At 61.4% G+C, this 25,390-nt stretch carries 23 protein-coding genes; 6 read left to right on the top strand and 17 right to left on the bottom strand.

The annotated features are described in order from the left end of the window. Window positions 1-153: 153 nt before the first annotated feature. The 3 genes from CO656_RS17430 to CO656_RS17440 all read right to left on the bottom strand — a co-directional run bounded on the left by CO656_RS17430 (window position 154) and on the right by CO656_RS17440 (window position 5,350). Entirely contained in the window at window positions 154-2,454 is a 2,301-nt protein-coding gene (locus CO656_RS17430; protein ID WP_097526539.1) for a Tex family protein, read from the bottom strand. 286 nt (window positions 2,455-2,740) lie between these two features. Further along, complete coding sequence (locus tag CO656_RS17435; RefSeq protein WP_097526569.1) at window positions 2,741-3,997, bottom strand: cyclopropane-fatty-acyl-phospholipid synthase family protein; 1,257 nt, start codon at window positions 3,995-3,997, stop codon at window positions 2,741-2,743. Between the two features lie 354 nt (window positions 3,998-4,351). Next, on the bottom strand, window positions 4,352-5,350 hold the full coding sequence (locus tag CO656_RS17440) for a glutathione S-transferase family protein (protein WP_097526540.1): 999 nt from the start codon (window positions 5,348-5,350) through the stop codon (window positions 4,352-4,354). A gap of 180 nt (window positions 5,351-5,530) precedes the next feature. Here CO656_RS17440 and CO656_RS17445 point away from each other — a divergent pair, with 180 nt between their 5' ends. Continuing rightward, window positions 5,531-6,529: a glycerophosphodiester phosphodiesterase family protein gene (locus tag CO656_RS17445; protein ID WP_097526541.1), complete on the top strand. Its 999-nt coding sequence runs from the start codon at window positions 5,531-5,533 to the stop codon at window positions 6,527-6,529. A 16-nt stretch (window positions 6,530-6,545) separates the two neighbouring features. On the opposite strand, the gene era is transcribed toward CO656_RS17445, so the two are convergent. The 8 genes from era to rpoZ form a co-directional block, all read right to left on the bottom strand. Then, complete coding sequence (era, locus tag CO656_RS17450) at window positions 6,546-7,475, bottom strand: GTPase Era (protein WP_097526542.1); 930 nt, start codon at window positions 7,473-7,475, stop codon at window positions 6,546-6,548. Between the two features lie 8 nt (window positions 7,476-7,483). Beyond that, window positions 7,484-8,200 (bottom strand): ribonuclease III, encoded by a 717-nt coding sequence (rnc, locus tag CO656_RS17455; RefSeq protein ID WP_097526570.1) that lies wholly within the window; start codon window positions 8,198-8,200, stop codon window positions 7,484-7,486. After that, entirely contained in the window at window positions 8,200-8,943 is a 744-nt protein-coding gene (lepB, locus tag CO656_RS17460; RefSeq protein ID WP_037413684.1) for a signal peptidase I, read from the bottom strand. Before lepB ends, rnc begins: the two co-directional genes overlap by 1 nt. 104 nt (window positions 8,944-9,047) lie before the next feature. After that, on the bottom strand, window positions 9,048-9,467 hold the full coding sequence (acpS, locus tag CO656_RS17465; protein ID WP_037413683.1) for a holo-ACP synthase: 420 nt from the start codon (window positions 9,465-9,467) through the stop codon (window positions 9,048-9,050). Then, window positions 9,464-10,018 (bottom strand): DUF2062 domain-containing protein, encoded by a 555-nt coding sequence (locus CO656_RS17470; protein ID WP_179864783.1) that lies wholly within the window; start codon window positions 10,016-10,018, stop codon window positions 9,464-9,466. The genes acpS and CO656_RS17470 overlap by 4 nt, the downstream gene beginning before the upstream one ends. A 234-nt stretch (window positions 10,019-10,252) precedes the next feature. Continuing rightward, window positions 10,253-10,405 (bottom strand): DUF3563 family protein, encoded by a 153-nt coding sequence (locus CO656_RS17475; RefSeq protein ID WP_064506643.1) that lies wholly within the window; start codon window positions 10,403-10,405, stop codon window positions 10,253-10,255. A gap of 151 nt (window positions 10,406-10,556) precedes the next feature. Continuing rightward, window positions 10,557-12,782: a bifunctional (p)ppGpp synthetase/guanosine-3',5'-bis(diphosphate) 3'-pyrophosphohydrolase gene (locus CO656_RS17480; protein ID WP_037413676.1), complete on the bottom strand. Its 2,226-nt coding sequence runs from the start codon at window positions 12,780-12,782 to the stop codon at window positions 10,557-10,559. Between the two features lie 104 nt (window positions 12,783-12,886). Continuing rightward, window positions 12,887-13,291 carry a DNA-directed RNA polymerase subunit omega gene (rpoZ, locus tag CO656_RS17485; protein WP_037413674.1) on the bottom strand — a complete coding sequence of 135 codons (405 nt, stop codon included), beginning with the start codon at window positions 13,289-13,291 and terminating at the stop codon, window positions 12,887-12,889. Between the two features lie 465 nt (window positions 13,292-13,756). On the opposite strand from rpoZ, the gene CO656_RS17490 reads away from it, so the two are divergent. Continuing rightward, the gene (locus CO656_RS17490; protein ID WP_037413672.1) at window positions 13,757-14,335 is read left to right on the top strand and encodes an NYN domain-containing protein; all 579 of its coding nucleotides are present in this window, start codon (window positions 13,757-13,759) and stop codon (window positions 14,333-14,335) included. A gap of 116 nt (window positions 14,336-14,451) precedes the next feature. Here the strand turns inward: CO656_RS17490 and smpB are convergent, their stop codons facing one another. Further along, on the bottom strand, window positions 14,452-14,931 hold the full coding sequence (gene smpB / locus CO656_RS17495) for an SsrA-binding protein SmpB (protein ID WP_037413670.1): 480 nt from the start codon (window positions 14,929-14,931) through the stop codon (window positions 14,452-14,454). Continuing rightward, window positions 14,931-15,815 carry a 4-hydroxy-tetrahydrodipicolinate synthase gene (gene dapA / locus CO656_RS17500; RefSeq protein ID WP_097526543.1) on the bottom strand — a complete coding sequence of 295 codons (885 nt, stop codon included), beginning with the start codon at window positions 15,813-15,815 and terminating at the stop codon, window positions 14,931-14,933. Before dapA ends, smpB begins: the two co-directional genes overlap by 1 nt. A gap of 290 nt (window positions 15,816-16,105) precedes the next feature. Here dapA and CO656_RS17505 point away from each other — a divergent pair, with 290 nt between their 5' ends. Then, complete coding sequence (locus CO656_RS17505) at window positions 16,106-18,169, top strand: lytic transglycosylase domain-containing protein (RefSeq protein ID WP_097526544.1); 2,064 nt, start codon at window positions 16,106-16,108, stop codon at window positions 18,167-18,169. A 51-nt stretch (window positions 18,170-18,220) separates the two neighbouring features. Beyond that, window positions 18,221-19,120: an alpha/beta hydrolase gene (locus tag CO656_RS17510; RefSeq protein WP_097526545.1), complete on the top strand. Its 900-nt coding sequence runs from the start codon at window positions 18,221-18,223 to the stop codon at window positions 19,118-19,120. Window positions 19,121-19,262: 142 nt separating this feature from the next. Here CO656_RS17510 and CO656_RS17515 read toward each other — a convergent pair whose 3' ends face one another. The 3 genes from CO656_RS17515 to CO656_RS17525 form a co-directional block, all read right to left on the bottom strand. After that, window positions 19,263-20,324 carry a porin gene (locus CO656_RS17515; protein WP_097526546.1) on the bottom strand — a complete coding sequence of 354 codons (1,062 nt, stop codon included), beginning with the start codon at window positions 20,322-20,324 and terminating at the stop codon, window positions 19,263-19,265. 1,577 nt (window positions 20,325-21,901) lie between these two features. Then, window positions 21,902-22,603 (bottom strand): hypothetical protein, encoded by a 702-nt coding sequence (locus tag CO656_RS17520; protein ID WP_097526547.1) that lies wholly within the window; start codon window positions 22,601-22,603, stop codon window positions 21,902-21,904. Continuing rightward, window positions 22,603-23,238: a DUF1376 domain-containing protein gene (locus tag CO656_RS17525; protein WP_097526548.1), complete on the bottom strand. Its 636-nt coding sequence runs from the start codon at window positions 23,236-23,238 to the stop codon at window positions 22,603-22,605. The genes CO656_RS17520 and CO656_RS17525 overlap by 1 nt, the downstream gene beginning before the upstream one ends. Window positions 23,239-23,309: 71 nt before the next feature. Here CO656_RS17525 and CO656_RS30500 point away from each other — a divergent pair, with 71 nt between their 5' ends. Next, the gene (locus CO656_RS30500; RefSeq protein WP_210421636.1) at window positions 23,310-23,777 is read left to right on the top strand and encodes a hypothetical protein; all 468 of its coding nucleotides are present in this window, start codon (window positions 23,310-23,312) and stop codon (window positions 23,775-23,777) included. Between the two features lie 674 nt (window positions 23,778-24,451). After that, on the top strand, window positions 24,452-24,847 hold the full coding sequence (locus CO656_RS17530) for a hypothetical protein (RefSeq protein WP_234819784.1): 396 nt from the start codon (window positions 24,452-24,454) through the stop codon (window positions 24,845-24,847). 36 nt (window positions 24,848-24,883) lie between these two features. On the opposite strand, the gene CO656_RS17535 is transcribed toward CO656_RS17530, so the two are convergent. Further along, window positions 24,884-25,390: transposase (locus CO656_RS17535; RefSeq protein ID WP_144353222.1), on the bottom strand; the 507-nt coding region annotated here is incomplete at its 5' end.

The following is a 25,390-nucleotide window of genomic DNA, read 5'->3' on the forward strand; positions in this document are numbered from 1 at the left end:
TCCTTCGCCGGGATTCCCGGCGGAAGAGGGTTTTTCCGCTGACCTGTTCCGCCGAAGTCCGGCATTCCTATGGTCGGCATCAGCCACGAAGAACATCGCGTCACCGCCGATGAGCACGTAACGATCCTTGATGCCGCGCCGTTCCACGCAGGGCTATTTTTTCTTCATCGCCTCCATCAGCGCCGCGCCGAAGGCGCCCTGAGCAGGTACCTGCGATTTCTGTGGCCGCGCAGCCGAATTGCGGTTGATGGCGCTCGATGACGGCCCCTTCGCCTCCCGTCCGGTTTCGGCGCCGCCGTCCTTGCGCATGCTGAGCCCGATGCGTTTGCGCGCCACATCGATTTCAGTGACGCGAACCCGCACCACGTCGCCGGCCTTCACCACCTCATGCGGGTCCTTGACGAAGCGATCGGCAAGCTGCGAGACGTGGACGAGCCCGTCCTGGTGCACGCCGATGTCGACGAAGGCGCCGAAGGCCGCGACATTGGTCACCGTCCCTTCGAGCTGCATGCCGACCTTCAAATCCTTGATGTCGTCGACCCCCTCGGCGAAGGTCGCCGTCTTGAAGCTCGGGCGCGGATCGCGGCCCGGCTTCTCCAGTTCGGACAGAATGTCCTTCACCGTCGGCAGACCGAATCGTTCGTCGACGAAGCTGCGCGGATCGAGTTTCTTCAGCGCCGCACTGTCACCCATCAGCGAGCGCACGTCCCGGCCGCAGGCAGCGACGATCTTCTTGGCCACGCCATAGGCCTCCGGGTGCACGGCCGAGGCGTCGAGCGGCTCGGAACCGTTGGTAATCCGCAGGAAGCCGGCGCATTGCTCGAAGGTGCGGGCACCGAGACGCGGCACCTTGAGGAGTTGCTGCCGATTTGCGAAGGCGCCCGTCGCATCGCGATGCGCCACGATCGCTTCGGCCGACGACTTGCCCAGGCCGGAAACGCGCGCCAGCAAGGGTGCCGATGCGGTGTTGAGATCGACACCGACGGCGTTCACCGCATCCTCGACGACGGCGTCCAAAGAGCGGCTGAGGTGCGACTGGTCGACGTCGTGCTGATATTGGCCAACGCCGATCGATTTCGGTTCGATCTTGACCAGTTCGGCGAGCGGGTCCTGCAGCCGGCGGGCGATCGACACGGCCCCGCGCAGCGAAACGTCAAGGTTGGGAAATTCCGCCGCCGCCGTCTCCGAAGCGGAATAGACGGAGGCGCCCGCCTCGGAAACGATCACCTTGGTGGGCTTCGGCGCCGGCATCTGGGCGAGCATATCGGCGACGAGCTTCTCCGTTTCGCGGCTGCCGGTGCCGTTGCCGATGGCAATCAGTTCGACCTTGTGCTTGCGGACGAGCGCCGCGAGTTCGGCCTGCGTGCCGCGAATGTCGTTCTTCGGAGGGAACGGGTAGACTGTCGTCGTATCGAGCAGCTTGCCGGTGCCATCGACGACCGCGACCTTGACGCCGGTCCGGATGCCGGGATCGAGACCCATGGTCGGCCGCGAGCCGGCCGGTGCCGCAAGCAACAGGTCCTTGAGGTTGCGCGCGAAGACGCGGATCGCTTCCTCCTCGGCGCGTTCGCGCAGTTCGCGCATGAGGTCCAGCGACAGAGAAAGAGACAGCTTGACGCGCCAGGTCCAGCCGATCACCTCCAGCAGCCATTTGTCCCCGGGCAGGTGCCCGCCGACCTCATAGGCGGCAGCGATCATGCGCTCGACCGGCTTTTGCGGAGATGCGGCCTCCTGGTCGACGACGATGTCGACCGAAAGGACTTCTTCGTTCCAGCCGCGCAGCATCGCCAGCGCGCGGTGGCCGGGTGCCGTTGCCCAGCGTTCCGAGTGATCGAAATAATCGGAGAACTTCGCCCCCGCCTCCTGCTTGCCCTCGACGACCTTCGCCCGCAGGAACGCCGCCTCGCGCATGTGATTGCGCAAGCGGCCCAGCAGGTCGGCGTTCTCGGTCATGCCTTCGGCGATAATGTCGCGGGCCCCGTCGAGCGCCGCCTTCACGTCCGGCACTTCGGCGGAAAGGAAGGCCCCCGCCCGGTCGGCCGGCGCGATCGAGCGATCGGCAAGGATCGCCTCGGCGAGCGGCCCGAGGCCGCGCTCCCGGGCAATCTCCGCCTTGGTCCGCCGTTTCGGCTTGTAGGGCAGGTAGATGTCTTCGAGTTCCGCTTTGGTTACGGCGGCGGCGATCTTGCCTTCCAGCTCGTCGGTGAGCTTGCCCTGGTCACGGATCGACTCGAGAATGGACGACCGGCGCGCTTCGAGCTCCCGCAGATAGGTGAGCCGTTCCGCGAGCGTGCGCAATTGGGTGTCGTCGAGACCGCCGGTGACCTCCTTGCGGTAGCGGGCGATGAAGGGCACCGTCGCCCCGGCATCGAGGAGTTCGACGGCGGCGCCAACCTGGGCGGCAGTCGCCTTGATCTCGCTTGCGATGATGGCGGCGATGGGTTTTGCGGTCATGTCTGCGTTCCGTCTGCTGTTTCCAAGCCGGACCATACTGACGCAGACCATGAAGGCCAAGTGAGGGCGGTTGAGCGCTCGTTCGCACTCCACAGAAGATGGCAGCGCCGAACATCCAGCAGGCGAAGCGGAATGCCCCCTCCTCGTGTTTAACCCGAGGACTACCCCTCTCCCCGCCCGCGGGGACAGGGAAGCCTAAGACGGCGCCGCGCGTCCCTTCTCCCCGCCTGCGGGGAGAAGGTGGCCGGCAGGCCGGATGAGGGGCAGAAAAACACCGCGCGCCCCGCTACACCGCGACGAGCTCCAGCCGCGAGCGGGTTTTCTCGAACTCCAGCAATTCGCGCTCCTTCGCTTCGATGTAATCGCGCGAGACCGGCACGGCCCCCAGCGACGGCGAGAGCTGAAGCTGGAAGATGAAGTGCTTGTCGTAGAGGAAGGCGGTTTCGGAGGCGGCGAGATAGAACTCCCACATCCGGAAGAAGCGCTCGTCATAGAGCTTCACCGCTTCCTCGCGCCGCGCAACGAAGCGCTCGCGCCAGGCGCGGAGCGTCCAGGCATAGTGCATCGGCAGGATCTCGATGTCCTTGACAAGCAGGCGCGTGCTCTCGACCGGCGGCAGGACCTCGGAAAGCGCCGGGATGTAGCCGCCGGGGAAGATATACTTTTCGATCCAGGGATTGGTCGCCCAGGGCTTGTAGACCTGGCCGATCGAATGAAGCAGCATGACGCCGTCGGATTTCAGCAATTCCTTCATCTTGCGGAAGAAATTGCCGTAGTTGCCGATGCCCACATGTTCGAACATGCCGACGGAGACGATCCGGTCGAATTGCCGCCCCTGCAGGGTACGGTAGTCTTGCAATTCGAACCGCACGCGATCGGACAGCCCGCGTCTGGCGGCGCGTTCGCGCGAGACCTTCAGTTGCTCCTCGCTGAGCGTGATGCCGGTGACTTCGACGCCCGTCGCTTCGGCGAGGTACATAGCCAAGCCGCCCCAGCCGGAACCGACCTCCAGCACCCGCTGGCCCGGTTCGAGCAGCAGCTTCGCGGCTATATGGCGCTTCTTCGCGCGCTGCGCCTCGTCGAGCGAAATGCCCGGCGGATGGAAATAGGCGCAGGAATATTGCCAGTCCTCGTCGAGGAAGAGGTTGAATAGCTTGCCGTCGAGATCGTAGTGATGGGCGACATTGTAGCGGTTGCGGTTGACCGGCAGCCGGCTTTTTAGCTGCTGACGAAATACGTGCCCGAGGGCGACGATGGAATTGAGGAAGGTCGCCGCTTTTTCCACACCGTTGCTCTTGATGATCGACAGGACGTCGAAGATATCGCCCTCTTCGATGACAACACGGCCGTCCATGTACATTTCGCCGAATTTTAGGCCGGGGTCGTACAATATGGCCTTTTCCGCCTCAGCGTCCGTTATATGCATGGCCGCGGGCTTCCCCGTGCCATCCCCAAGAACAACTTTCTTTCCCGATGAAAAAATGACCGTCAGAGTTCCCTTCTGGACAAGACGGCGAAGCAACTTCAACAATGCTGCATTCATTTCCAACCTCAGCGCCAGACCTATACGGGCATATCCGTTCTTCCGCATGGAGCGGGCGGTTCGGTTGGCCTCCGGAAGGTGTGCGCGCCGGGACGGCGCCGATTGAGTCCGGAAGCAGCGAGAACCGGCTCGGGCAAGCCGCACGGCCTCCGGCGGGCTGGCGCCGTGCAAAAGCGCGGGGCTGCAACCGGGATGTCGTCAGGCCAGCCTCTTGAGGCTCCTATCCATCAGAACTTACATTAACTTAGCGGCGTTCGGCGGTTAATCAATGGGGTTGTGCTGTGGCCCCTCAAGGCTTTGCTTCCTTAGTACATCGGTAACGCCTGCCGGAGCGCATCGCCGGCGAGCAACCCGCTACGTGCCGAAAACCCCGAGGCCGGCAAGACGGGATCGATCATGCGGGCGATCGAAGTCGATCGCCGGGCCCGCCGGCACGATCCCGGCGGGATTGATGTGCTGGATACCGTAATATCCGCGCTTTATATCGTCGATCCGGACCGTTTCACGGATTCCCGGCCACTGATAGAGCTCGCGCAGGTAGTTGGAGAGGCAGGGATAATCCTCGATCCGGCGGATATTGCATTTGAAGGCGCCGTGATAGGCGACGTCGAAACGGACGAGGGTTACGAAGAGGCGAATGTCCGCCTCGGTCAGATATTCACCGGCGAGATATCGGTTCACGTCGAGATGTCGCTCGAGTTCATCGAGCATGCCGAATAGGCTTACGACGGCTTCGTCATAGGCGGCCTGAGTCTTGGCAAATCCGGCCCGGTAGACGCCGTTGTTGACACACGCGTAGATCGGCTCGTTCCAGCGATCGATGGCGGTGCGGAGCGCCGCGGGGTAGAGATCGAGGCGGTTGCCGGTCAAGCGGTCGAAGGCCGAGTTCAGAATGCGAAGGATATCGGCCGACTCGTTGTTGACGATCCGGCCTTCCTGCATGTCCCAGAGCACGGGGACGGAGACCTTCCCGGAATAGCCCGGGTCGCTCGCCGTATAAAGCTGGTGATGATAGCGGACGCGCCCCACGCGGGTGCCCGCATCCACAGGTTCGTCATAGATCCACCCGTCCTCGCCGAGCACGGGATTTGCGGCCGTAAGCCCGACGATCTCCTGAAGTCCCTTGAGGTTGCGCATCGCGATCGTCCGGGATGCCCATGGGCAGAGATAGGAGACAAACAGCCGGTAGCGCCCCGCTTCCGCGGCGAATGACGGCTGGCCGTCCGGCCCGGATCGTCCGTCAGTGGTGATCCAATAGCGGAAGCGGGTCGGCTCGCGATGGAACGCGCCGTCCTTCATCTCGCTTGCGGCGACATCATTCTTGACCCATTTTCCCTGGACGAGCTGCGGCACCTAAGTTCTCCTGCGGCATTGCATTGGGCGGTTCGGGAGCCTACCTCCCATAGGGCCTGCTGCCGGTCAATCACGCGCGGAGGTGACGGTTTGTTCGCAATCCGCATAACGGGGAGCGTGGCAGCGCAAGTGCAGGAGCGGCTGTGCCGAGCAGAGCGCGGTACGAGAGGAGGATTCACGATGAGGAAACTCGCCGTCATCGCCGTCGTCGCGGTCATCATCGTCGCCATCATCTGGCTCCTCAACACATCCTATCTGGTGGCACCGCCGGCCGGAGCCGCGAAGGTTCTCGCCCATCGCGGCATTCATCAGGTCTTCAGTCTGGACGAGGTGGGCAACGACACCTGCACGGCTGAGCGTATCGAACCGCCGCGCCATGCCTATCTCGAGAACACGATCGCCTCCATGCGCGCAGCACTCGACAGCGGCGCCGAGGTGATCGAACTGGATGTCCACCTGACTCCCGACCGCCAGTTCGCCGTCTTCCACGATTGGACGCTCGACTGCCGCACAAATGGAGCGGGCGTTACGGAAGAGACGCCGATGTCCAAGCTGAAGACGCTCGATATCGGTTACGGCTACACGGCGGACGGCGGGAAGACCTTTCCCTTCCGCGGCCAGGGAGAAGGCCAGATGCCGACGCTGGGGGAAGTTTTCACCGCCCTGCCCCACGGCCGGTTCCTGATCAACTTCAAGAGCGAGCGGCGCGAGGAAGGTGCGACCCTTGCCGTCATGCTGCGGTTTCACCCGGAGTGGCGCAAATTGATCTTCGGGGTTTACGGAGGCAGAGCGCCGACGCAGGAGACCCTGCGGCTGGTCGGCGGGCTGAGGGGCTACGACCGGCAATCCACCATGGCCTGCCTTGGCCGCTATGCCGCCTATGGCTGGACCGGGATCGTGCCGGAGGCCTGCCGCGATACGCTGATCGTGGTACCCGCCAACTACGCGCCTTTTCTGTGGGGCTGGCCTTACCGGTTTGCTGCCCGAATGCAGGCCGCCGGAAGCGAGATCATCCTGCTCGGGCCCCATCACGGCGGCGACTTCACATCCGGAATCGACAGCGCCGAACAGCTCGCCCTCGTTCCGGAGAATTTTTCCGGCTACGTCTGGACCAATCGGGCCGAGACGATCGGACCGCTTCTGAACAAGAGGCTCGCCGCCTCGAATGACCAAAAATAGCCGCTACGTTGAGCGCTTATCGCGGAAAATCGAGTCCCATCTCGCGGAAACGCTCCGGATCGTCGCCCCAGTTCTCGCGCACCTTGACGAACAGAAAGAGGTGCACGGGCTGTTCCAGGATCTCGGAAATTTCCTTGCGGGCCGCGGTCGAGATCGCCTTGATCGCCTCCCCGCCCTTGCCGAGCGCGATCTTCTTCTGACTGTCTCGCTCGACATAGATCACCTGTTCGATGCGCACCGAGCCGTCCTTGCGCTCTTCCCATTTCTCCGTCTCGACGTGGGACGCGTAAGGGAGTTCCTGATGTAGGCGGAGGAACAGCTTCTCGCGGGTGATCTCGGCCGCGAGCTGGCGCATCGGCAGATCGGAGATCTGGTCCTCCGGATAGTACCATGGCCCCTCCGGCAATGCGGCCGCAAGGTGGTCCATAAGGTCGCCGCAGCCGGAGCCGGTCAGCGCGGAAATCATGAAGGTACGCTCGAAGGGAACGACTTCGTTAGCGGCGGCCGCAAGCTTCAAGAGGTCCTCCGGGCGAACCCGGTCGATCTTGTTAAGGACCAGGATCTTCGCTTGGGGAACATCCTTCAGGCCCTCGAGGATCGTTTCGGCGTCGCCCTTCAGCCCGCGCTCGCTGTCGATCAGCAGCATGATTAGGTCGGCATCCTTGGCGCCGCCCCAGGCCGTCGTCACCATGGCCCGATCCAGCCGGCGGCGCGGCTTGAAGATGCCGGGTGTGTCCATGAAGACGATCTGGGTCCTGTCATGGATGGCAATGCCGCGGATGATCGCTCGCGTGGTCTGCACCTTGTGGCTGACGATCGATACCTTCGCGCCGACCAGATGGTTCACCAAGGTCGACTTTCCTGCATTCGTCGCGCCGATCAGCGCCACGAAGCCCGAGCGGGTCGCCGTGCTGCCGGCGCCCGTGTCCTGTTGCTTGTCCGTCATAGCTTCCGTCAATTTCCGGCAGACCGTTTCTGCCAAACACCTTCGCGTTCCAACAATCGCATGGCAGCGATCTGCTCGGCCCCGCGCTTCGAGCGATCGGTCCCCGTTTCCGGCCCGATCCCGTCGACCTCTACGGTCACGGTGAAGCGCGGATCGTGGTCGGGACCGGAGCGATCATCCGTCCTGTATCTCGGCGCCACCCCGAACTTGGCGTGCGCCCATTCCTGCAATTCCGTCTTGGCGTCCCGGCGGGCACCGTCAGCGCTTGCTGCGCGATCGGTCCAGTGCCGCAGCACGAAGCGACGCGCCGCCTCCAGCCCGCCATCGAGATAGATCGCGGCGATCAGCGACTCTACCACATCGGCCCGCACATTCATCATGTGCTTGCCGGTGATCTTCTTCACGTCGGAGCCGGTGCGAATGAATTCGTGCAGCGACAGCTCGTCGGCAACCCGGGCGCAGCTCTCGGCGCTGACGAGTTGGTTCAAGCGAACCGACAGCTCGCCCTCATTGGCGTCGAGGAACGTCTGGAACAGGAGTTCGGCGACGCAAAGTCCGAGGACGCGGTCGCCGAGGAATTCAAGCCGCTGATAGTTGCTCGCGCGCGCATTGCGGGCGCTGGAATGCGTCAGCGCGCGGTCGAGGCGTTCCTTCTCGGCGAACTGATAACCGATCGCGGTCTCGAGCCTTGCCCGATCCTCCGCGCTCAGCGACCGTCCCTTCATCATTCGACGACCTTGAACAGCCGGTCGTAACGCAGATTCGCCGGCCAATTCCAGATTTTCAGGAAGGACGTGTCGTTGCCGAGAGAGAAGAAGATCATGCTGGCACGACCGACCAGGTTTTCCGCCGGCACGAAACCGACGTCGAAGCGGCTGTCGGAGGAATTGTCCCTGTTGTCGCCCATCATGAAGTAATGGCCTTCCGGCACCAGGAATTCGCGGGTGTTGTCTCCGCTGGAATCCGGGAACTGGTCGAGCGTGTCATAGGTCACACCCGTGTCCATCGTCTCGCGGTAGACGGGCACGTCGCCGCCGGTGTCATAGTTGTCGTCTGCCCGGAAGGTTCCGTCCGGGACCCGATCGACCGGCTTGCCGTTGACATGGAGGACACCGTTCCTGACCTGAATGCGGTCCCCCGGCAGGCCCACGACACGCTTGATATAGTCGATGTCCGGATTGGGCGGAAAGCGGAACACGACGATATCGCCGCGCTTCGGCTCGCTTGCAAAGATCCGGCCGCTGAAAAGATCCGGCGAAAAGGGCAGCGAGTATTTCGAATAGCCGTAGGCGAACTTGTTGACGAAGATATAGTCGCCGACGAGCAAAGTCGGCATCATCGAGCCGGACGGAATCGTGAAGGGCTGGAAGAAAACGGTGCGAATGACCAAAGCCAAGAGCAGCGCCTGAACAATGACCTTCACATTCTCCCAGAGGGCGCTCTGGTGCGTTTCTGTCTTTTCTTCCACGCTCAGTTCTTCCTTGTCGTCCTGCCGCGCAACCGCACATTCATGTGTTCACCGGGCCAGGTCGCTTCAAGCGACTGCCGGAGCGGCGCTATCCCGGCAGTGCTCTAAACCGTTCCCTCGGCGGGGGCAACCGGCAGCGCCTCGATAATCACGAAAGCTTGTGCAAGCGGGAAGTCGTCGGTGATCGTCAGATGAATGGCGGCGCGGTGCCCAATGGGCAGCATCTCCTGAAGGCGGGCCGCCGCACCGCCGGTCAGTTGCATCGTCGGCTTGCCGCCCGGCATATTGACCACACCCATGTCCTTCCAGAAAACCCCTTGCGCGAGGCCGGTGCCCAACGCCTTCGAACAGGCCTCCTTGGCGGCGAAGCGCTTGGCATAGGAGGCCGCGCGGTTTTTGCGCGCATCCGATTTGGCGATCTCGATGTCGGTGAAGCAACGGTTGACGAAGCGCTCGCCAAATCGTTCGAGCGAGCTTTCGATGCGGCGAATATCGATGAGATCGCTGCCGATGCCGATGATCATGACGGGTATCCGGCTTTCTGCAGCCGCTCCCGCCGCCGGACCTGGAATATCCGGGTGGTCTGGAAGGCAAGCGGGTAAAAGATCAAGGCCCCGGCGAGCGCGAGGGCCAGCGAGCCGACGAGCACGGGCTTGAGCACGGGCCCCCAGAGTTCGGCAAGCTGCATTTGCTCGATCAATCGGGCGATCTCCGCCGAGCCGACGCCCGGACCGGCCTGCGGTCCCGTGAGCGCAACGCCGATCTCGTAGGAAACGGTCAGGATCACCGGAATGGTGATCGGATTGGCGAGTGCAGTGGTGATGACCGCTGCGACGAGATTGCCGGAGAAGATCCAGGCGAGAATGACTGCCAGAACTATATGCAGGCCGAACAAAGGCGTGCATGCGGCGGCTGCGCCAGCGGCTACGCCGACGGCAATCGAATGGGGAGAAGAATTCAGGCGGAGTATGCGCAGGGCGATATAACGCGGACCGCGCGAGAGCCCCTTGCGCGGCCAGAAGAAAGCGCGAAGGCGTTCCGAAATCGTGACCGGTTCTCTGCGCCTAAATAGCATTCTGTCGTCGCATCTTGTAACCGCCGATCGGCGCCCCTGTGATGGGCGCAAGATAGGCGTCAGACCCGCAAGGCGCAAGCTTGACGGGCGATGGGTGGAGTTGCCCCTTAGAGCCATTCAGCATTTGCATAGCTCGAAAACAGGCTTCCCGCATCGACAGACGGTGATCCAAGCCGCTCCGCCACCCGGATCGATGGGATCCGGAAAACGCGTCAGCATGGGGTTACCTGCGGATCAGAAATCCTTGCGGAACAGACCGCGGTCGATCTGACGCTGACGGTATTCGAGGTCGATGCGGTCGATCGAGCCGTTCAGATAGGCAATTTCGCGCTCTTCGATGGTGGGGATGTGCAGGGCACGGGTGATTTTCTTCAACTGCTTGAACATGGCAAACCTCTTCGTTTACCTCCCGATCGAATAAGTAGTTTAGCGATCGGTGTTCCACCAGCGCCATGATCAACCGGCAGCCATGCACCCAGCGCATGACCTGCCGATTTTATGCCTCGCATTGCTCGCCAAGGAGGCAACAAGCGGAGGCCTAATCGAAAAGCCGCTTGACCAGAGAAATGCTCGGCAATTCCTTGAGCTGCGTCATCAGGTGATTGAGTTGACGCAGGTCCCAGACCTCCAGATCGAACTGCAACTCGCTGAAATCGGCGGCAACCCGCCCCATGGAAAGCGAGCGGATATTGACGTCGCTGGTGGCGATCGCCTGGGCGATCTCTGCCAGCGTGCCAGGTTCGTTGAGGGCGCTTACGGCGATCCGCGCCATGAAACGGTTATTGTTGGCCTCGTCGAGGTCCCAGCGAACGTCGATCCAGCGCTCCGGCTCCTCGTCGAATTTCTGCAGAATCGGTGACTGGATGGGATAGATGGTGATGCCCCTGTCCCGATCCATGATGCCAACGATGCGATCGCCGGGGACGGCCCCGGCGGGACTGAAATGCACCTCGGCATTGCCGGAAAGGCCGCGGATCGGCAGCGCTTCCGGGCCCTCCACCTGCCCCGCCGCGGCTGCCTCCTTCGACCGCTCCGGCAGCTTGAAAACCATGCCGGCGGCGCTGCGCATGTTGAACCAGCCGTCATCGGCACTCGGCTTGACGGTCACCCGTTCGTCCTGGTGATCGGGGAAGACGGCGCGCAGCACGTCGAGCGAGGAGAGCTCGCCTCGGCCGACGGCGGCGATCGCATCCTCGACTTCCTTCTGGCCGAGCCGGTGCAGCACCGGCTTCAGCCCTTCGCGCGAGAAGGTCTTGCCGGCGCGTTCGAATGTGCGCTCCAGGATGCGGTAGCCGAGACCCGCATATTGCTTGCGGATGGCGGCACGAGTGGCGCGCCGGATCGCCGCGCGTGCCTTGCCGGTGACGACGATCTCCTCCCAGGCGGGTGGCGGCACCTGGATGCCGGAACGGATGATCTCCACCTCGTCGCCATTGTTGAGGCGGGTGACGAGCGGCATGATGCGGCCGTTGATCTTGGCACCCACGCAGGTGTCGCCGATATTGGTGTGCACGGCATAGGCGAAATCGATCGGGGTCGCGCCGCGCGGCAGCGCGATCAACTGCCCCTTGGGCGTGAAGCAGAAGACCTGGTCCTGGAAGAGCTCGAGCTTTGTGTGCTCGAGAAATTCCTCGGGATTGTCACCCTCGGCAAGCGATTCGATCGTGCGCCGCAGCCAGGCATAGGCGTTCGACGTCGGAGACCGTGTCGGATCGCCCGTGAGGGCGTCGCGATCCTTGTAGAGCGCATGGGCGGCAATGCCGTACTCGGCGATCTCATGCATGCGCCTAGTGCGGATCTGCAGCTCGATGCGCTGGCGCGAAGGCCCGATGATCGTCGTGTGGATCGACTGGTAATCGTTCTGCTTCGGCGTCGAAACATAGTCTTTGAAGCGGCCGGGAACGACGCGCCAGCGGGTATGCACAATGCCGAGCGCCCGATAGCAGGAGGGGATATCGTCGACCATGATGCGGAAGCCCCAGACATCCGACAGCTGCTCGAAGGAAAGCGATTTCGACTGCATCTTGCGGAAGACGGAATAGGGCTTCTTCTGACGCCCCTTCACCTGAGCATTCCGCAAGCCCTCGGCCTGAAGCAGTTCGCTCAGTTCCTCCTCGATCTTCTTGATCAAGCCTTCGTTGCGCTGGGAGAGCTCCTCCAGCCTCCTCGTGACGGTTTCATAGGCCTCCGGATTGATATGGCGGAAGGCGAGGTTCTCGAGCTCCTCGCGCATGTCCTGCATGCCCATGCGCCCGGCCAGCGGCGCATAGATGTCCATCGTCTCCTCGGAGATCCGGGCGCGTTTTTCCGCCGACATGTGGTCGAGCGTGCGCATATTGTGCAGCCGGTCGGCGAGCTTCACCAAAAGCACACGGACATCGTCCGATATCGCCAACAGCAGCTTGCGCAGGTTCTCCGCCTGCTTGGCCTTCTTGGTGACGAGGTCGAGCTTCTTGATCTTCGTCAGGCCTTCGACAAGCGCGCCGATATCCTCGCCGAAGAGTTCGTCGATCTCCTGCCGCGTCGCCGTCGTGTCCTCGATCGTGTCATGCAGCAGCGCAACGGCGATCGTCGATTCGTCGAGATGCATCTCGGTGAGGATCGCCGCCACTTCCAAGGGGTGCGAAATGTAAGGATCGCCGCTTGCCCGCTTCTGCTGCCCGTGTTTTTGCATGGCATAGACATAGGCCTTGTTCAGCAAGGCCTCGTTCACGTCGGGCTTGTATTTCTGCACGCGCTCAACGAGCTCGTATTGGCGCATCATTCGCAGGCGGCTCCATGGCAGTCAGACAAACAAAAAGTGCGCCAATCATATGAGTGGCGCACTGCTTCGAAAACACGTTTGGAACGGCTGTTCGCGAACGGATCTCAGTAGTCGTCGCTCTTTTCCGGCGGTACCAGGCCTTCGATGCCGGCCAGTAGCTCCTCTTCCGACATGCGGTCGAAGGTCAAAGCCTCCGGCTGGTCCTCGTCTTCCGCAGCCTCCGCAAAAGCGGCGGGTTCCGACTGGGCGATCGCGGCCGCGTCGGGCTCGGGCTCGTCCACTTCCACATGCTTCTGCAGGGAATGGATCAGATCTTCCTTGAGATCGCCCGGCGAAAGGGTCTCGTCGGCGATCTCGCGCAGGGCGACGACCGGATTCTTGTCGTTGTCGCGGTCGACCGTGATCGGGGCGCCCTGAGAGATCAGGCGTGCGCGGTGGCTGGCGAGCAGGACGAGTTCGAAACGGTTTTCGACCTTGTCGATGCAGTCTTCGACGGTGACGCGGGCCATGGCCTTGTCCTTTGCGAGAGCGCGGCGGCTGCCGCGGCGGGATTAACGACACGAAACCGGAACGCCGCAACAGGACGGCACTTGCAGCTCCGATTTCTGGAATTAGTCGCCCGGATACAATCAAAACAGCACAAGTTCAAGTTTTTCCTGCACCCGCCGCTCACATCATTCCCGACCCCATGATAGAATACGACATATCCGCGATGCGGCCGAGGTCCACATATTTGGATTGTATTTTGGGAGGCGCCAGCCGAAATCTCCACCAGCAATCGTAAATTGAAGTGTGGATGAACTGGAGCAACTGCTAAAACTTGCTATATGCACCGTACGCCGCTTGGATTAATGCGTGGCATAACTTACATTATTTGCAATATCAGCAATTATTAATGTAATGCGCCTATTTTCTGCGCGCCTTCTGCGGGGGCAGACGGCTATAATGCGCAGGGCATGGAAAAGGAAATTACGATGTTCGATCCTCGCGAAAAAATCGCTCTTTTCATCGACGGCGCCAATCTGTACGCCGCCTCGAAGAGCCTGGGCTTCGACATCGATTACAGAAAGCTGCTGAAGGCATTCCAGAAACGCGGTTACCTGCTGCGCGCTTACTATTACACCGCACTTATCGAAGACCAGGAATATTCCTCTATTCGCCCATTGATCGACTGGCTTGATTACAACGGCTACAAGGTCGTCACCAAACCGGCGAAGGAATTCACCGACTCGCTCGGTCGGCGTAAGATCAAGGGCAACATGGATATCGAGCTGGCGATCGACGCGATGGAGCAGTCCGAAACGGTCGATCATCTGGTGATCTTCTCGGGTGACGGCGATTTCACCACGCTTGTCGAGGCGCTGCAGCGCAAGGGACGCAAGGTCTCGGTCGTCTCCACGATGTCGACGCAGCCGCCGATGATCGCCGACGACCTGCGCCGCCAGGCCGACCACTTCATCGATTTGGCGACGCTGAGGGGCGAGATCGGCCGCGAGCCGTCCGAACGCATGGCACGCCCGCCCGAGCCCGTTTCCAACGACGCCGAGGCTTGATAGAAACAGCGTTCAAGCCCGTTCGTTCCGCCCGGCCTTCCGGCGCGGGCGGAACGATGCATTGCGCCTACTGCTTGATCGCATCTCGCGCGGCCGCGGAAAGTTGCGCGGCCAGTTCAGCCGCGCTCCTTCAGCAGACGGTTCTTCTGCCGGTTCCAGTCGCGCTCCTTGGACGTCTCGCGCTTGTCGTGCAGCTTCTTGCCCTTGCCGAGCGCCAGTTCCAGTTTCGCCCGGCCCCGATCGTTGAAGTAGATCTTGAGCGGGATGAGCGACATGCCCTCGCGATTGACCGCGCCCTGCAGCCGGTTCACCTCGCGCTTCGACAACAGCAATTTGCGGCGGCGCCGGGTCTCGTGATTGAACCGATTGGCCTGGAGATATTCCGGCAGGTAGGAATTGATCAGCCAGATCTCGCCGCCCTCGTCGGTGGCGTAGGATTCCGAGATATTGGCCTTTCCCTCGCGCAACGACTTGACCTCCGTGCCGGTCAGCACAAGGCCGGCCTCGTAGGTATCGACGATCTCGTAGTTGAAGCGGGCCTTGCGGTTTTCCGCCACCACTTTCCTGACCGTACGCTCGCTGCCCTTGGGTGCCATCAGTTCATCAATCCCGCATGCCTGAGAGCCGCGTCGATCGCCGCTTCGGTCGCCGGCTCGAGCGTCGGCAGCAGCGGCGAGCGCACGGCGCGGCTCATCCGCCCGAGGCGATGAAGCGCATATTTTGCGCCGCAGAGGCCGGGCTCCAGGAAGATGGCCTTGTGAAGCGGCATCAACTGGTCCTGATATTCCAGCGCCTTGGCGTAGTCGCCGGCAAGCGTCGCCTGCTGGAACTGGGCGCAGAGGCGCGGCGCGACATTCGCCGTTACCGATATGCAGCCCACACCGCCATGCGCGTTGAAGCCGAGCGCCGTCGCATCCTCGCCGGAAAGCTGGACGAAATTCTTCCCGCAGGCCATGCGCTGCTCGGAGACGCGCTCGATCTTGCCGGTCGCATCCTTGACGCCGACGATCGTCGGATAGGCCTTCGCTAGCGCGGCCATGGTCTCGACGCTCATGTCGACGACCGAGCGGCCCGGAATGTTGTAGATCACGATCGGCAGCTTCACGCTTTCGGCAATCGCCGCATAGTGAGCGAAGAGGCCCTTCTGCGTCGGCTTGTTGTAATACGGCGTCACGACCAGGATGGCATCCGCGCCCGCCTTTTCGGCGTGCTGCGCCAACTCGACCGCCTCGGTCGTGTTGTTGGAGCCGGCGCCGGCGATAACCGGCACGCGCCGCGCGGCCGCCTCGACGCAGAGCTCCACCACCTGCTTGTGTTCGTCATGCGAAAGGGTCGGCGATTCACCCGTGGTGCCGACCGGCACAAGGCCGTGGCTCCCCTCTTTTATCTGCCATTCCACATGCGCGACGAAACTTGCCGCGTCCACCGCGCCGGTGGACGTGAACGGGGTTACGAGTGCGGGAATGGAACCCTTGAACATGCACAACTCCTGACGGCTGAGGGGGCAAGCATGCGCCCACGCTTTGGCCGCATTCGACGGTTAGAAACTGCCGCACCATAATCATGTGACATGGCTGCGGCAAGCGTCGGACGGGCGCATTTCCTAGCAGTTTTCCTGCAATTTCGACCGCGCGTCGCTCGGCAGGGGCAGCCAGGAATGCGAGGATCCGGCCTTTGCCGGCAATTGCAGCGATGACGGATGTCCGCCAACTTTTCGTTAGTGAATCCGGCAGCTAATAAATTGAGAGAAACGGGGAAGCACGGGGCTTGATGCGCGGACCACTCTTTCTGCCTGTCGCCGCCATTTCCGGCGCTGCGATGCTGACGTCCTCCGCCCTTGCGACCGAGACCCGGCTCCCCGTGCCGACAAAAAGGCCCGGTTCGCCCGCACCGGCATCGGTCGTCGCCAATGAGGTCACCGGCGCCATACGGGCCGCAATCACACCCGTCGCTTCCGATCTGAAGACGGGCCTCGATGCGCTCTCCGATCGCCAGCCGTCCGAGGCGATGGTTGTCCGCAATCGCATGCGTGCGGGAACGCTCGACCGCCATGTCCTCACCTGGGCAATCGCCGTTTCCGGGCAGAAGGACATCCCGTCCTACGAGATCGCCGAAGCGCAGCGCGAGCTTTATGGCTGGCCCGGCCTAAGGGCCTTGCGCTTCCATTCCGAGCGGGCGCTCTACCGCGAAAATCCGAGTCCGGCAGACGTGGTCGCCGCCTTCGGTTCGAGCCGGCCTGAAACGGCAGAGGGCGCGATCATTCTCGCGCGGGCACTCGTGGCCGAAGGAAAGGCTGACGCGGCGGCACACCACCTTCGTGCTTTCTGGCTGAAGGAGGCGCTGGACAAGGAGACCGAAAGCAAGATCCTTTCGGAATTCTCATCCCTGCTGACGCCTGCCGACCATCGGCGCCGCATGGAGATGCTTCTCTATCGCAGCCGTGTCGAACAGGCGCAGAGGTTCAGCGACCTGGGCAAGGCACAATCGCTCTATAGAGCCTGGGCTGCGGTGGTCCGCGGCAACGGCAAGGCGGCGGCGCTGATCGAAGCGGTCGATGCATCCTGGCGCGACAACCCGGCCTATCTCTTCCTGCGCGTCGAATATCTGCGCAAGCAGGAGAAATTCGAGGAAGCGGCGGAGCTCCTTGCCTTGGCGCCGAAGGACAGCAACGCCCTCGTCGATGCGGGCGAATGGTGGACCGAACAAAGGATCGTCAGCCGCGGCCTGCTCGACAAGGGCGATTTTCGCGGAGCCTACCGGGTTGCCGCCCATCATGCTGCGATCGACGCGACCGACATCGTGGACGCTGAGTTCCATGCTGGATGGTACGCGCTGCGCGGGCTTGAAGATCCAACGACGGCGGCGCGACACTTTCGTAAGATCCTGGCGACGTCGAACCGGCCGATTTCGGCGTCGCGGGCCTGGTATTGGCTGGGACGCGCCGCCGAGGCCGGCGGCCCTGGGAAATCGGACGAGTATTTCGCCAACGCCGCCCGCTATCCCGGCACCTTCTACGGCCAGCTCGCCGCGGCTCGGCTCGGCCGCTCAGCCCTCAACGTCGCCTATCCCTCGCCAACCCCTGAGGATCGCGCCCGGCTCGAAGATCGCGAAGCCGTTCGAGCAATCGAACGCCTGGAAGCCGCCGGCCACGGCTGGCGCGCGGAAAGCCTCTACCGCGCGCTTGCCGAGGACCTGACCGATCCAGGTGAACTCGCCATTCTCTCGGCAAGGGCGGAAAAGGCGGGTAATCATCAACTGTCCCTGCAGATCGGCAAGATCGCCTTCGGCCGCGGCATCGATGTCGCCGCCCTCGCCTTCCCCCTCGGCGTGATCCCGACGGACGCCAATATCAGCGGCGCCGGCAAGGCACTTGCCTACGCCATCGCCCGCCAGGAAAGCGCCTTCAATCCGGCCGCGGTGTCGGCCGCCAATGCCCGCGGCCTGCTGCAGCTCCTGCCGGCGACGGCGAAGGGTGTCGCCAGCCGCTACGGCCTTGCCTATTCCAAGGACCGGCTGACGAGCGACGCCGGCTACAACGCGACGCTCGGCTCGCACTATCTCGGCGAGCAGATCGACCGTTTCGGCGGCTCCTACATCCTGACGTTCATCGCCTACAATGCCGGACCCGGCCGGGTGCCGGAATGGCTGGCGCGCTACGGCGACCCGCGCGGCAAGCCGATCGACGAGGTGGTCGACTGGATCGAACGGATTCCCTTCGAGGAAACCCGCAACTATGTTCAGCGGGTGATGGAGAACTACCAGGTCTACAAATCCCGTCTCGGGCAGAAGGCGGACATCGTCGCCGACCTGAGGATGGGCCGCAATCCTTCCTGAGCCGCAGCGCCGCAGGCAGGGACAATCTCCGAAAAACCGAAGGATGGAGCCATGCGAGAGCATCCGGTGCGTGAGAAACAACTGTTTCGGGAGCACTATTTTCGCGCGAGGGACGGCCTCAGGCTCTATGGCAGACGCTACGGCAGCGAAGTCATAGGCCGTGACGCGAAGACGCCCATCGTCTGCTTGCCCGGGCTGACGCGCAACAGCCGCGATTTTCATCCTCTGGCAGCTTTCCTTGCCTCGCCCGACGGCGGTGCTTTTCCCGTTGTCACGCTGGACTATCGCGGCCGGGGACAGTCGAAGCGTGACAGCGACAAGTCCCGTTACACGATCGCCGTCGAAGCCGGGGATGTCGTCGCCGCCTGCGCCCATTTCGGCATAAGCAAGGCAACCTTCATCGGCACGTCGCGAGGCGGGCTCATCCTGCATCACCTCATCATGTCCGCCCCTGCCCTCATCGGCCGGGTCGTGCTCAACGACATCGGTCCGGTGATCGAGATCGAAGGACTGCTGAGGATCAGGGATTACCTCAATGCTCCAGCGAGCCCGCGTAGCTGGGCGGAGGCCCCAGACTTCCTCCAGCGCATCCACGGAGCAGACTTCCCCCGTCTCGGCTCACAGGACTGGCGAGAGATGGCGGATGCGATCTATCGCGACGTCGGCGGGGTTCCAATCGCGGACTTCGACCCGGCGATCGCTGCGCAACTGAAGGGCCTGACCGGCGAAGCCGTGCTGCCGTCGCTGTGGCCGCAATTCGAAGCCTTTGCAGGCATCCCGGCAATGGTCGTTCGCGGCGAGCATTCACGATTGCTGAGTGCGGCGACGGTGCAGGAAATGGCCCGGCGGCATCCCGGCCTCGTTGCGGTCACCGCGCCCGGCCAGGGCCACGCTCCGCTTTTGCACGTCGATGGCCTCAAAGACGAAATCGCCGCTTTTATTCGAAGCTGACGAATATTCCTGTGCCCCCCGGATCCCCAGGCTGGTGAGGCATGACAGGGGCCCTATTCAGTGTCGCGGCATCCCCAACCCCGCAAAGAAAAAGCCCGGCTCAAGAGCCGGGCTTCTCTCTACTGACCGAGGTCAAGTCAGATTAGAAGTCACGCTGCAGGCGGAGGAAGCCGCTGACCTGCTCTTCAGCGTCATCCGGATCCGTGTAGTTGATCGTGAAGCGCGAAGCGAGGCCTTCGGTGATCTGGTAATCAGCCGTGATACCAACGCGCCACTGATCGTCACCGGAGTCGAAGCCGCCAGCGCCATCGTTCAGGTCACCCCAGTACTGAGCGCCGGGGGTGATTGCGAACTTCTCGGTTGCGTTGAAGCGGTACGAAGCAGCAACGCTCCACTCGGAGTCAGCCCAATAAGCGTTCGGATCGGATGCCCAGATCGCAGCAGCCTGCAAGGTGCCCGGACCAATGTCTGCGGAGATCAAAGCGCGGATTGCGCCTTCTTCAACTTCGGTGTCGAAGCTGCCGAGCAGGTCGAAAGCTACGCCGCCGAGCGTAGCGGAGACGATACCTTCGACGCCAACGCCGTTAGCCTTGGTGGTAGCGCCTTCGAGTTCGTCTACAGCGATACCGGCCTGGAAGGTGCCGCCATCATAGAGGTAAGCGATCGAGTTGAACTCGGTGTTTTCGCCGATCGAGTCGGTTTCACCGTTCAGACCCTTATCCCACCAGCTGTAGAAGAAGCCGGCCTTGAGGCCGCCGAGCTGGATGTAGGCTTCATCGACGTCGATCAGGCTGTCGCCAGCATCGGTGTCGTTGTCGGCGTTGAACTCAGCAGCGAAGAAGCCGGTGAGCGTGCCGTATTCAGTGTCGCTCTTGGCGTCGAACGAGATGTAAGCGCGGGAGAAGACATCCCAGTCCGACGTGGACTGACCGTCCGCAAAGCCGTCGCCATCGTTATCGTTTTCAAGGTTGAAACGGTTGTCAGCAGCGTCACGGCCGAAGTCGCCCTGTACGCGGATGAAGCCGCCGATCTTGAGGCAGGTTTCCGTGCCCGGGATGTAGAAGTAGCCCGTGCCGAAAGCGTCGCAGACGCGGACATATTCCATGGGCTCCGGCTCGGCAGCGACGATAGCGTCGGCAGCCTGAGCGCCGGATACTGCTGCGAGAGCAGCAGCGGAGCCGAGAAGAAGGCTCTTGATGTTCATTTCTGACCTCCAGTCAAAAGTTTCAAACGGGTCTGGGTTTCTTTGCTGAAGGACAGCGTTCCCTGCCCCATCCCCAACGTTCAAGAAGTCGGACGATCAACCGCCCTTGCTTCCGGAGTTGAAAATACAAAACGGAGAGGGGCGCGCAATGTCCAACTTGTCAGATCAACTCCTTTGCGCCGCCCTTCCCTGATCCCTGTTGCTGAAACGACACAAAATCGCCCAAGACGGCCCGGGGTTCTTAACAAAGCCTTAAGAAAATCCTTTAGCCATGGGGAGTTAGCGGAGACCCGCGAGATCGTTTTTGTTTCAGAAAGAGGCAGAATGAGGCCGAAAACAGGGGCAAAACCGGGCAGCGAAGCTACGGCGCGCCGCCTTCGCACAAGTCTCGACTCGCCAGGACGGGCATCCGGGGAGCTGGAGCCGAGGCCTTTTTCGAGCGATTCCCGGAGAATCAGCGGCTGGAGATTCGCGCATGTCCGACGACTCGCGCAGAGACCCGAGGGGAAGTTAGGCTGGCCCACCCTTACGCGAGAAGTCGTCCGGCAATGGCACCATGAAGTGGCGCTTCGACGGGCGCCGAGCGAAGTGTTGATGTGAGCTCTGCCGGGACACGGTCAGCAGCTAAGTGAAGGGCTTTGTTGGAATATGGCGGAGAAGAAGTCTTTCGAATTCACCGCCCTAAGCAATTGATATATCGGTTTGCAGGAAGTGACGCCTTTCGATCAATGCCCGCAGCGGTACCCGCAAAAAACTTCAGTTCTTCCGGATGTACGAGAGCATTCGTCAGCGACAGACCGTTTTTACCGTGCCTTGATGTCCTCACGCTCCCACCGAATCGCTCACGCCAGCTTGCGAATAGAAAGAAGCGTCCGACCCGATCCGCTGGCAGATCAGGCCACGCAATCGCAGACAACGAAGCCAAGTTGTTCTCTCCATGTCCGGGTGCGGAGCAATGAGGTTTCCGATATATTTGAAGTCGAGTCGCGGCGAGGCTGGCGCAGTTCTCCGGCCACCTCACAAGTCATTGAGACGGCGTGAACTTCTCTTAATGCGCCGCGCACCAAACACAACGCCTCCAAGTAGAAGCGCTGGATAGCCAATATCGCCATACCCTCTTGCGGTCGTTCAGATCCTCTAACTGCTGCCGCGGTTGCATTGTTGGGTCTCACTCCCGGCACTTGCTGCAGATCCGCAGGGAACGGACCGGATGGCGTTTTCTCAGTTCATCGCACATTTTAATGTGAGCCAAAGTGATGTGCGAGCTCGGAGATGCGCAGGATTGGACATCGTTGTATTTCACTCGTATATCTCCGTTACCGGTTCGTCGGCTAGCGTTGGCATCCGGCGGTTCAAAAGTGGCGTGTCTGGCCTGGCGCCACTGCCGGTTCTGATGGCGGCGGAGACGATGATGCGTCTCCGCACATCCGACGTGTAGTGCCCCGCCGGATTCAGCTGGTGTGAGTCGATCCAGGCCGTGCGATTTCACTGATCTCAACTTTCCGGTCTCATGAGATCGATGTTACGCCATGTCCAGTCCATCGGATCAACGGGTTCTAGGGAATTGCTGCCGAGCCCTAAACAATCCGGTCGCGAATCCGGGGGGGGCCAGTGGGGCAGTCAAACTCTGCGGCTTTCATCCTTGGTAACTCCAGATCCGGGGCACAAGCGATGCCAGGGCGACGGTCATCGCTGCGTTGATCTTGCGTGCTGGGCAGCCGCACTTGCGGGGTTCGGGTGCTCCTCCGTCCACGCCATGAATGCCGATTGAAGCCGCGATGCCCCCCACGGGCACTCTGAAGAGGAACATCAGCCGCGTCGGACTGACGAAACGCCTCCGGAACGCCACAGACATTGGCTCGGCGGCAGTGTCCCACCTCGCTGCCATGCACTTCGGCTCCCAGCTGTCCGTCGCCGATTTCCTTTAGGGGTGAAAAAACCTCCCTGTCCTGCGCCTTTCTTGCCGCCATCGAATACGCCGCCTTCTGGTCCTCGCCAGGCGTCACTGCGTCGATGTCTGCCCGAACCTTGCGGCGACGGGCGATCTGCTCTGCGGCGAGGTTGTGGCCATCCCGGAGAGGAACATCAGCCGCGTCGGACTGACGAAACGCCTCCGGAACGCCACCGACATTGGCTCGGCGGCAGTGTCCCACCTCACTGCCATGTACTTCGGCTCCCAGCTGTTCGTTGCCGATTTCCTTTAGGGGTGACAAAACCTCCTCGCTCTTCGCCGACTTGAGCCTGTCGGCAGGCTTCGTGAGTTGCATCCTCGTCGCCATCAGTGCCTCCGTCTTCGGGCAGCAAGCAGGGCGTCGAGCTCAGCGCGTCCAAATCTTCCACGAGCCGGCGCCGCGGCAAGTCTTGGGTGATTGTCTTGTTCGGGGGCTCCGTTGAACCATGGCTGCTGCGTGGGTGGATTGTCGGCAAGGTTGTCTGCTTGGCCCTCATCACTATGCATCAACCTATCCGTATCTTTATCCTTATATGGCTCTGGTACTGGTATTGATGATCGATCGTTGATCGAACGATGCGCGGTTTTATTGAAATAATTGATGAATTTAGATTTCTCAGCCCGTTTTTCTTCGCGTTTCGCGACGCTTTCAGATGCTTTTCGCGAAATTTTCAGCGAGTTTTCTATCTCGACCTCGCAACGATGATTGCTGATTTGGCCCTGCGTATTGATGAAAATCTTCCGCAATTTGATCAACTCAGAGATGAGTGCACGCGCCTTCCTGATCGAGCAATTCAACTCGCCAGCCAGCCATCGTTCGTTGTTGTCGATTGGTCCGCATGCGTCATAAATCAGATCGAGAATCGTCGTGTAGGCGCCTCTCTGCTCAAGCGTGAGGCGGCGATATCCCTGCAGCGCATCGCCGTGGTAGCGCCTGTGATAAGGCATGGTTCGTCGGCTCATGCAGACCCTCCTTAGAGCAACGAAGGCTGTGCCGAAGCCGCGCTGCGACGCGTGGCAGTGACGGCGTAAATGTGTGGATCCGCTTCGGCGAAATACCGCCGGCGGAGCTGCCTGCAGACCGCGTGAACGATCTCCTTGCAGGCGGCTTTCGAGATGATGTCGCGGATCATTTCTGCGGCGTGAATACCGGCGCGGGCACAATGGAGTGTCGCCGACGTTCGGAGCGCACAATTCCTGCCCATAGCATTGCAGCAAGTTTTGCATGCCGGCTCGTCACCCCGGCAAAGATTGTGGGATGCGATCTCGTCGGGGTCGGAACATCGGGAGTGAGATATTGGGTGGCGCTTGGCACTTCCACTTCGTGCATTTCGGTCGAACATTCTATCCTCTACAACTGCGTTCGTGACCTTGCCGATGTCGGCGTCACTTCGGCGACGATTTCCTCGTCGCAGTTCAGGCGGAGTAGACAGGAAGGTCGCCGCGTGATCCGCGATAAACATCGCGAGACGCATTACGGGAATGGCGATGACGGGCGTTGAACCAAGCGGGCGTGGGAATGGAAGATCACACAGCGGTTTGCGCGGAATCGCCGACTCGACCAAAATCGCGTGCATGATCGATTGCGACCATGCACTGATCAGCCTGTCGTCATATTCCCTGTCCGCCGGAATAAGAACCCTTAACGAATCGAAGTGGGCTTCGACTGTTATAAGTCACCCAACGCGGTAACGCCGCCGCACACAAAAGTCCAACACGTGAGAGTTGATTTCCAGGTTGGTAAACATGAAAACGATTTTGCTGAGCTTAAGAGGCTAAGCAGCCATGCTAGATCTTCTCCGAGGTGTCTGCCAGGCCCCATCGCTGGTCCCTGAGCTACGCATGCAGTGGGTCATGACCTTAATGATTGAGCACGGCGATCTAAGCGATTCATGCAAAGCTGGTCTGACTACCTCCTTCCGCCCGCCAGACCTCGGCCTCGACGACGTCGAGGAACCCGCAGACATCGAAAGGGGCAGTCCACATGCGCCTCGTTCCGGCAGCGGTTCCCGATGATACGTAAGCGGTGTTCCGATCACACCTTCACGGCGTAAGTCCGTCTGCGCCGGATCGGGCGCGATCCGGTGCCCAAAGTCCCTGCGATATCCTCGGCCCTTGGCAATGCTGCTCCTTCCATTTTGTTCTTCGCTGCAAGATAAAGCAGCGTAGATTTGTGATGTCCGCGCAACGCGATTTTGGGTTCGATGAGATGGGTAAACTTTGGCAGCGGATCACGTATTACCGTCATCGCAGCGAGCTTTGGGCACTCGGTCTGGCGAAGCAAGCGCCCCCCTTGGCTATGCTTCCCATCGGAATCGTACTGGGCTTCTGGTGGGTGATTGCTCCGCTGCCTGTTCTTTTCCCGATTATTCTATTGTTCCAGAACTTTGGCCCCCTTGGGGGGATAATCTTGGCAATCCCGGCTTTTGTGGTGCTGTTGCTCGCCACACCATGGTTCTTTGGCTGGTACGGAATTGCGGTTAGTCTGATGTTTGGTCGATTCACGGCCGCGAGAGCCAAGGAGAAAGCCTTGGTGGAATCAATTCGTGCCTATCGGGTGAAGGCCGTTTAGCTCCGAGCTGTCCGTCGCTGCTAGGTGGTGCCCCGCTCACACTTTGGTGGGATGATTCCACGGTAGGAGTTCCTCAATCCGGCTCTGCTTGTGGCCTTCAACGATGGCGATGAGCGTGTTGGTCAGATAGGCCAGCGGATCGACGGCATTAAGTTTGCAGGTTTCGATGAGGGAGGCGATGGTCGCCCAGTTCTCGGCTCCCGCGTCATGCCCTGCAAAAAGCGCGTTCTTTCGATTGAGAGCTATCGGCCGGATAGTTCTTTCGACGCTGTTGTTGTCGATCTCGATGCGGCCGTCGGTCAGGAAGAGACACAGGCCAACCCAGTATTTGGCGATGTATTTCAGGGCTTCACCCAAGGGCGATTTGGCAGCGACGCGGGCACGGTGATAGGTGAGCCAAGTTTCCATGTCGGCTATGAGCGGCTTTGATCGCTCCCGTCGCGCAGCCAGGCGCGTTTCCGGAGCAAGCCCGCGCAAGTCGGCCTCGATTTGGTAAAGTTCGCCAATCCGCTTCACGCCTTCCTCGGCAATCGGTGCGGCTCC

The sequence above is a fragment of the Sinorhizobium sp. FG01 genome (genome assembly GCF_002531875.1).
Lineage (GTDB): Bacteria > Pseudomonadota > Alphaproteobacteria > Rhizobiales > Rhizobiaceae > Sinorhizobium > Sinorhizobium fredii_C.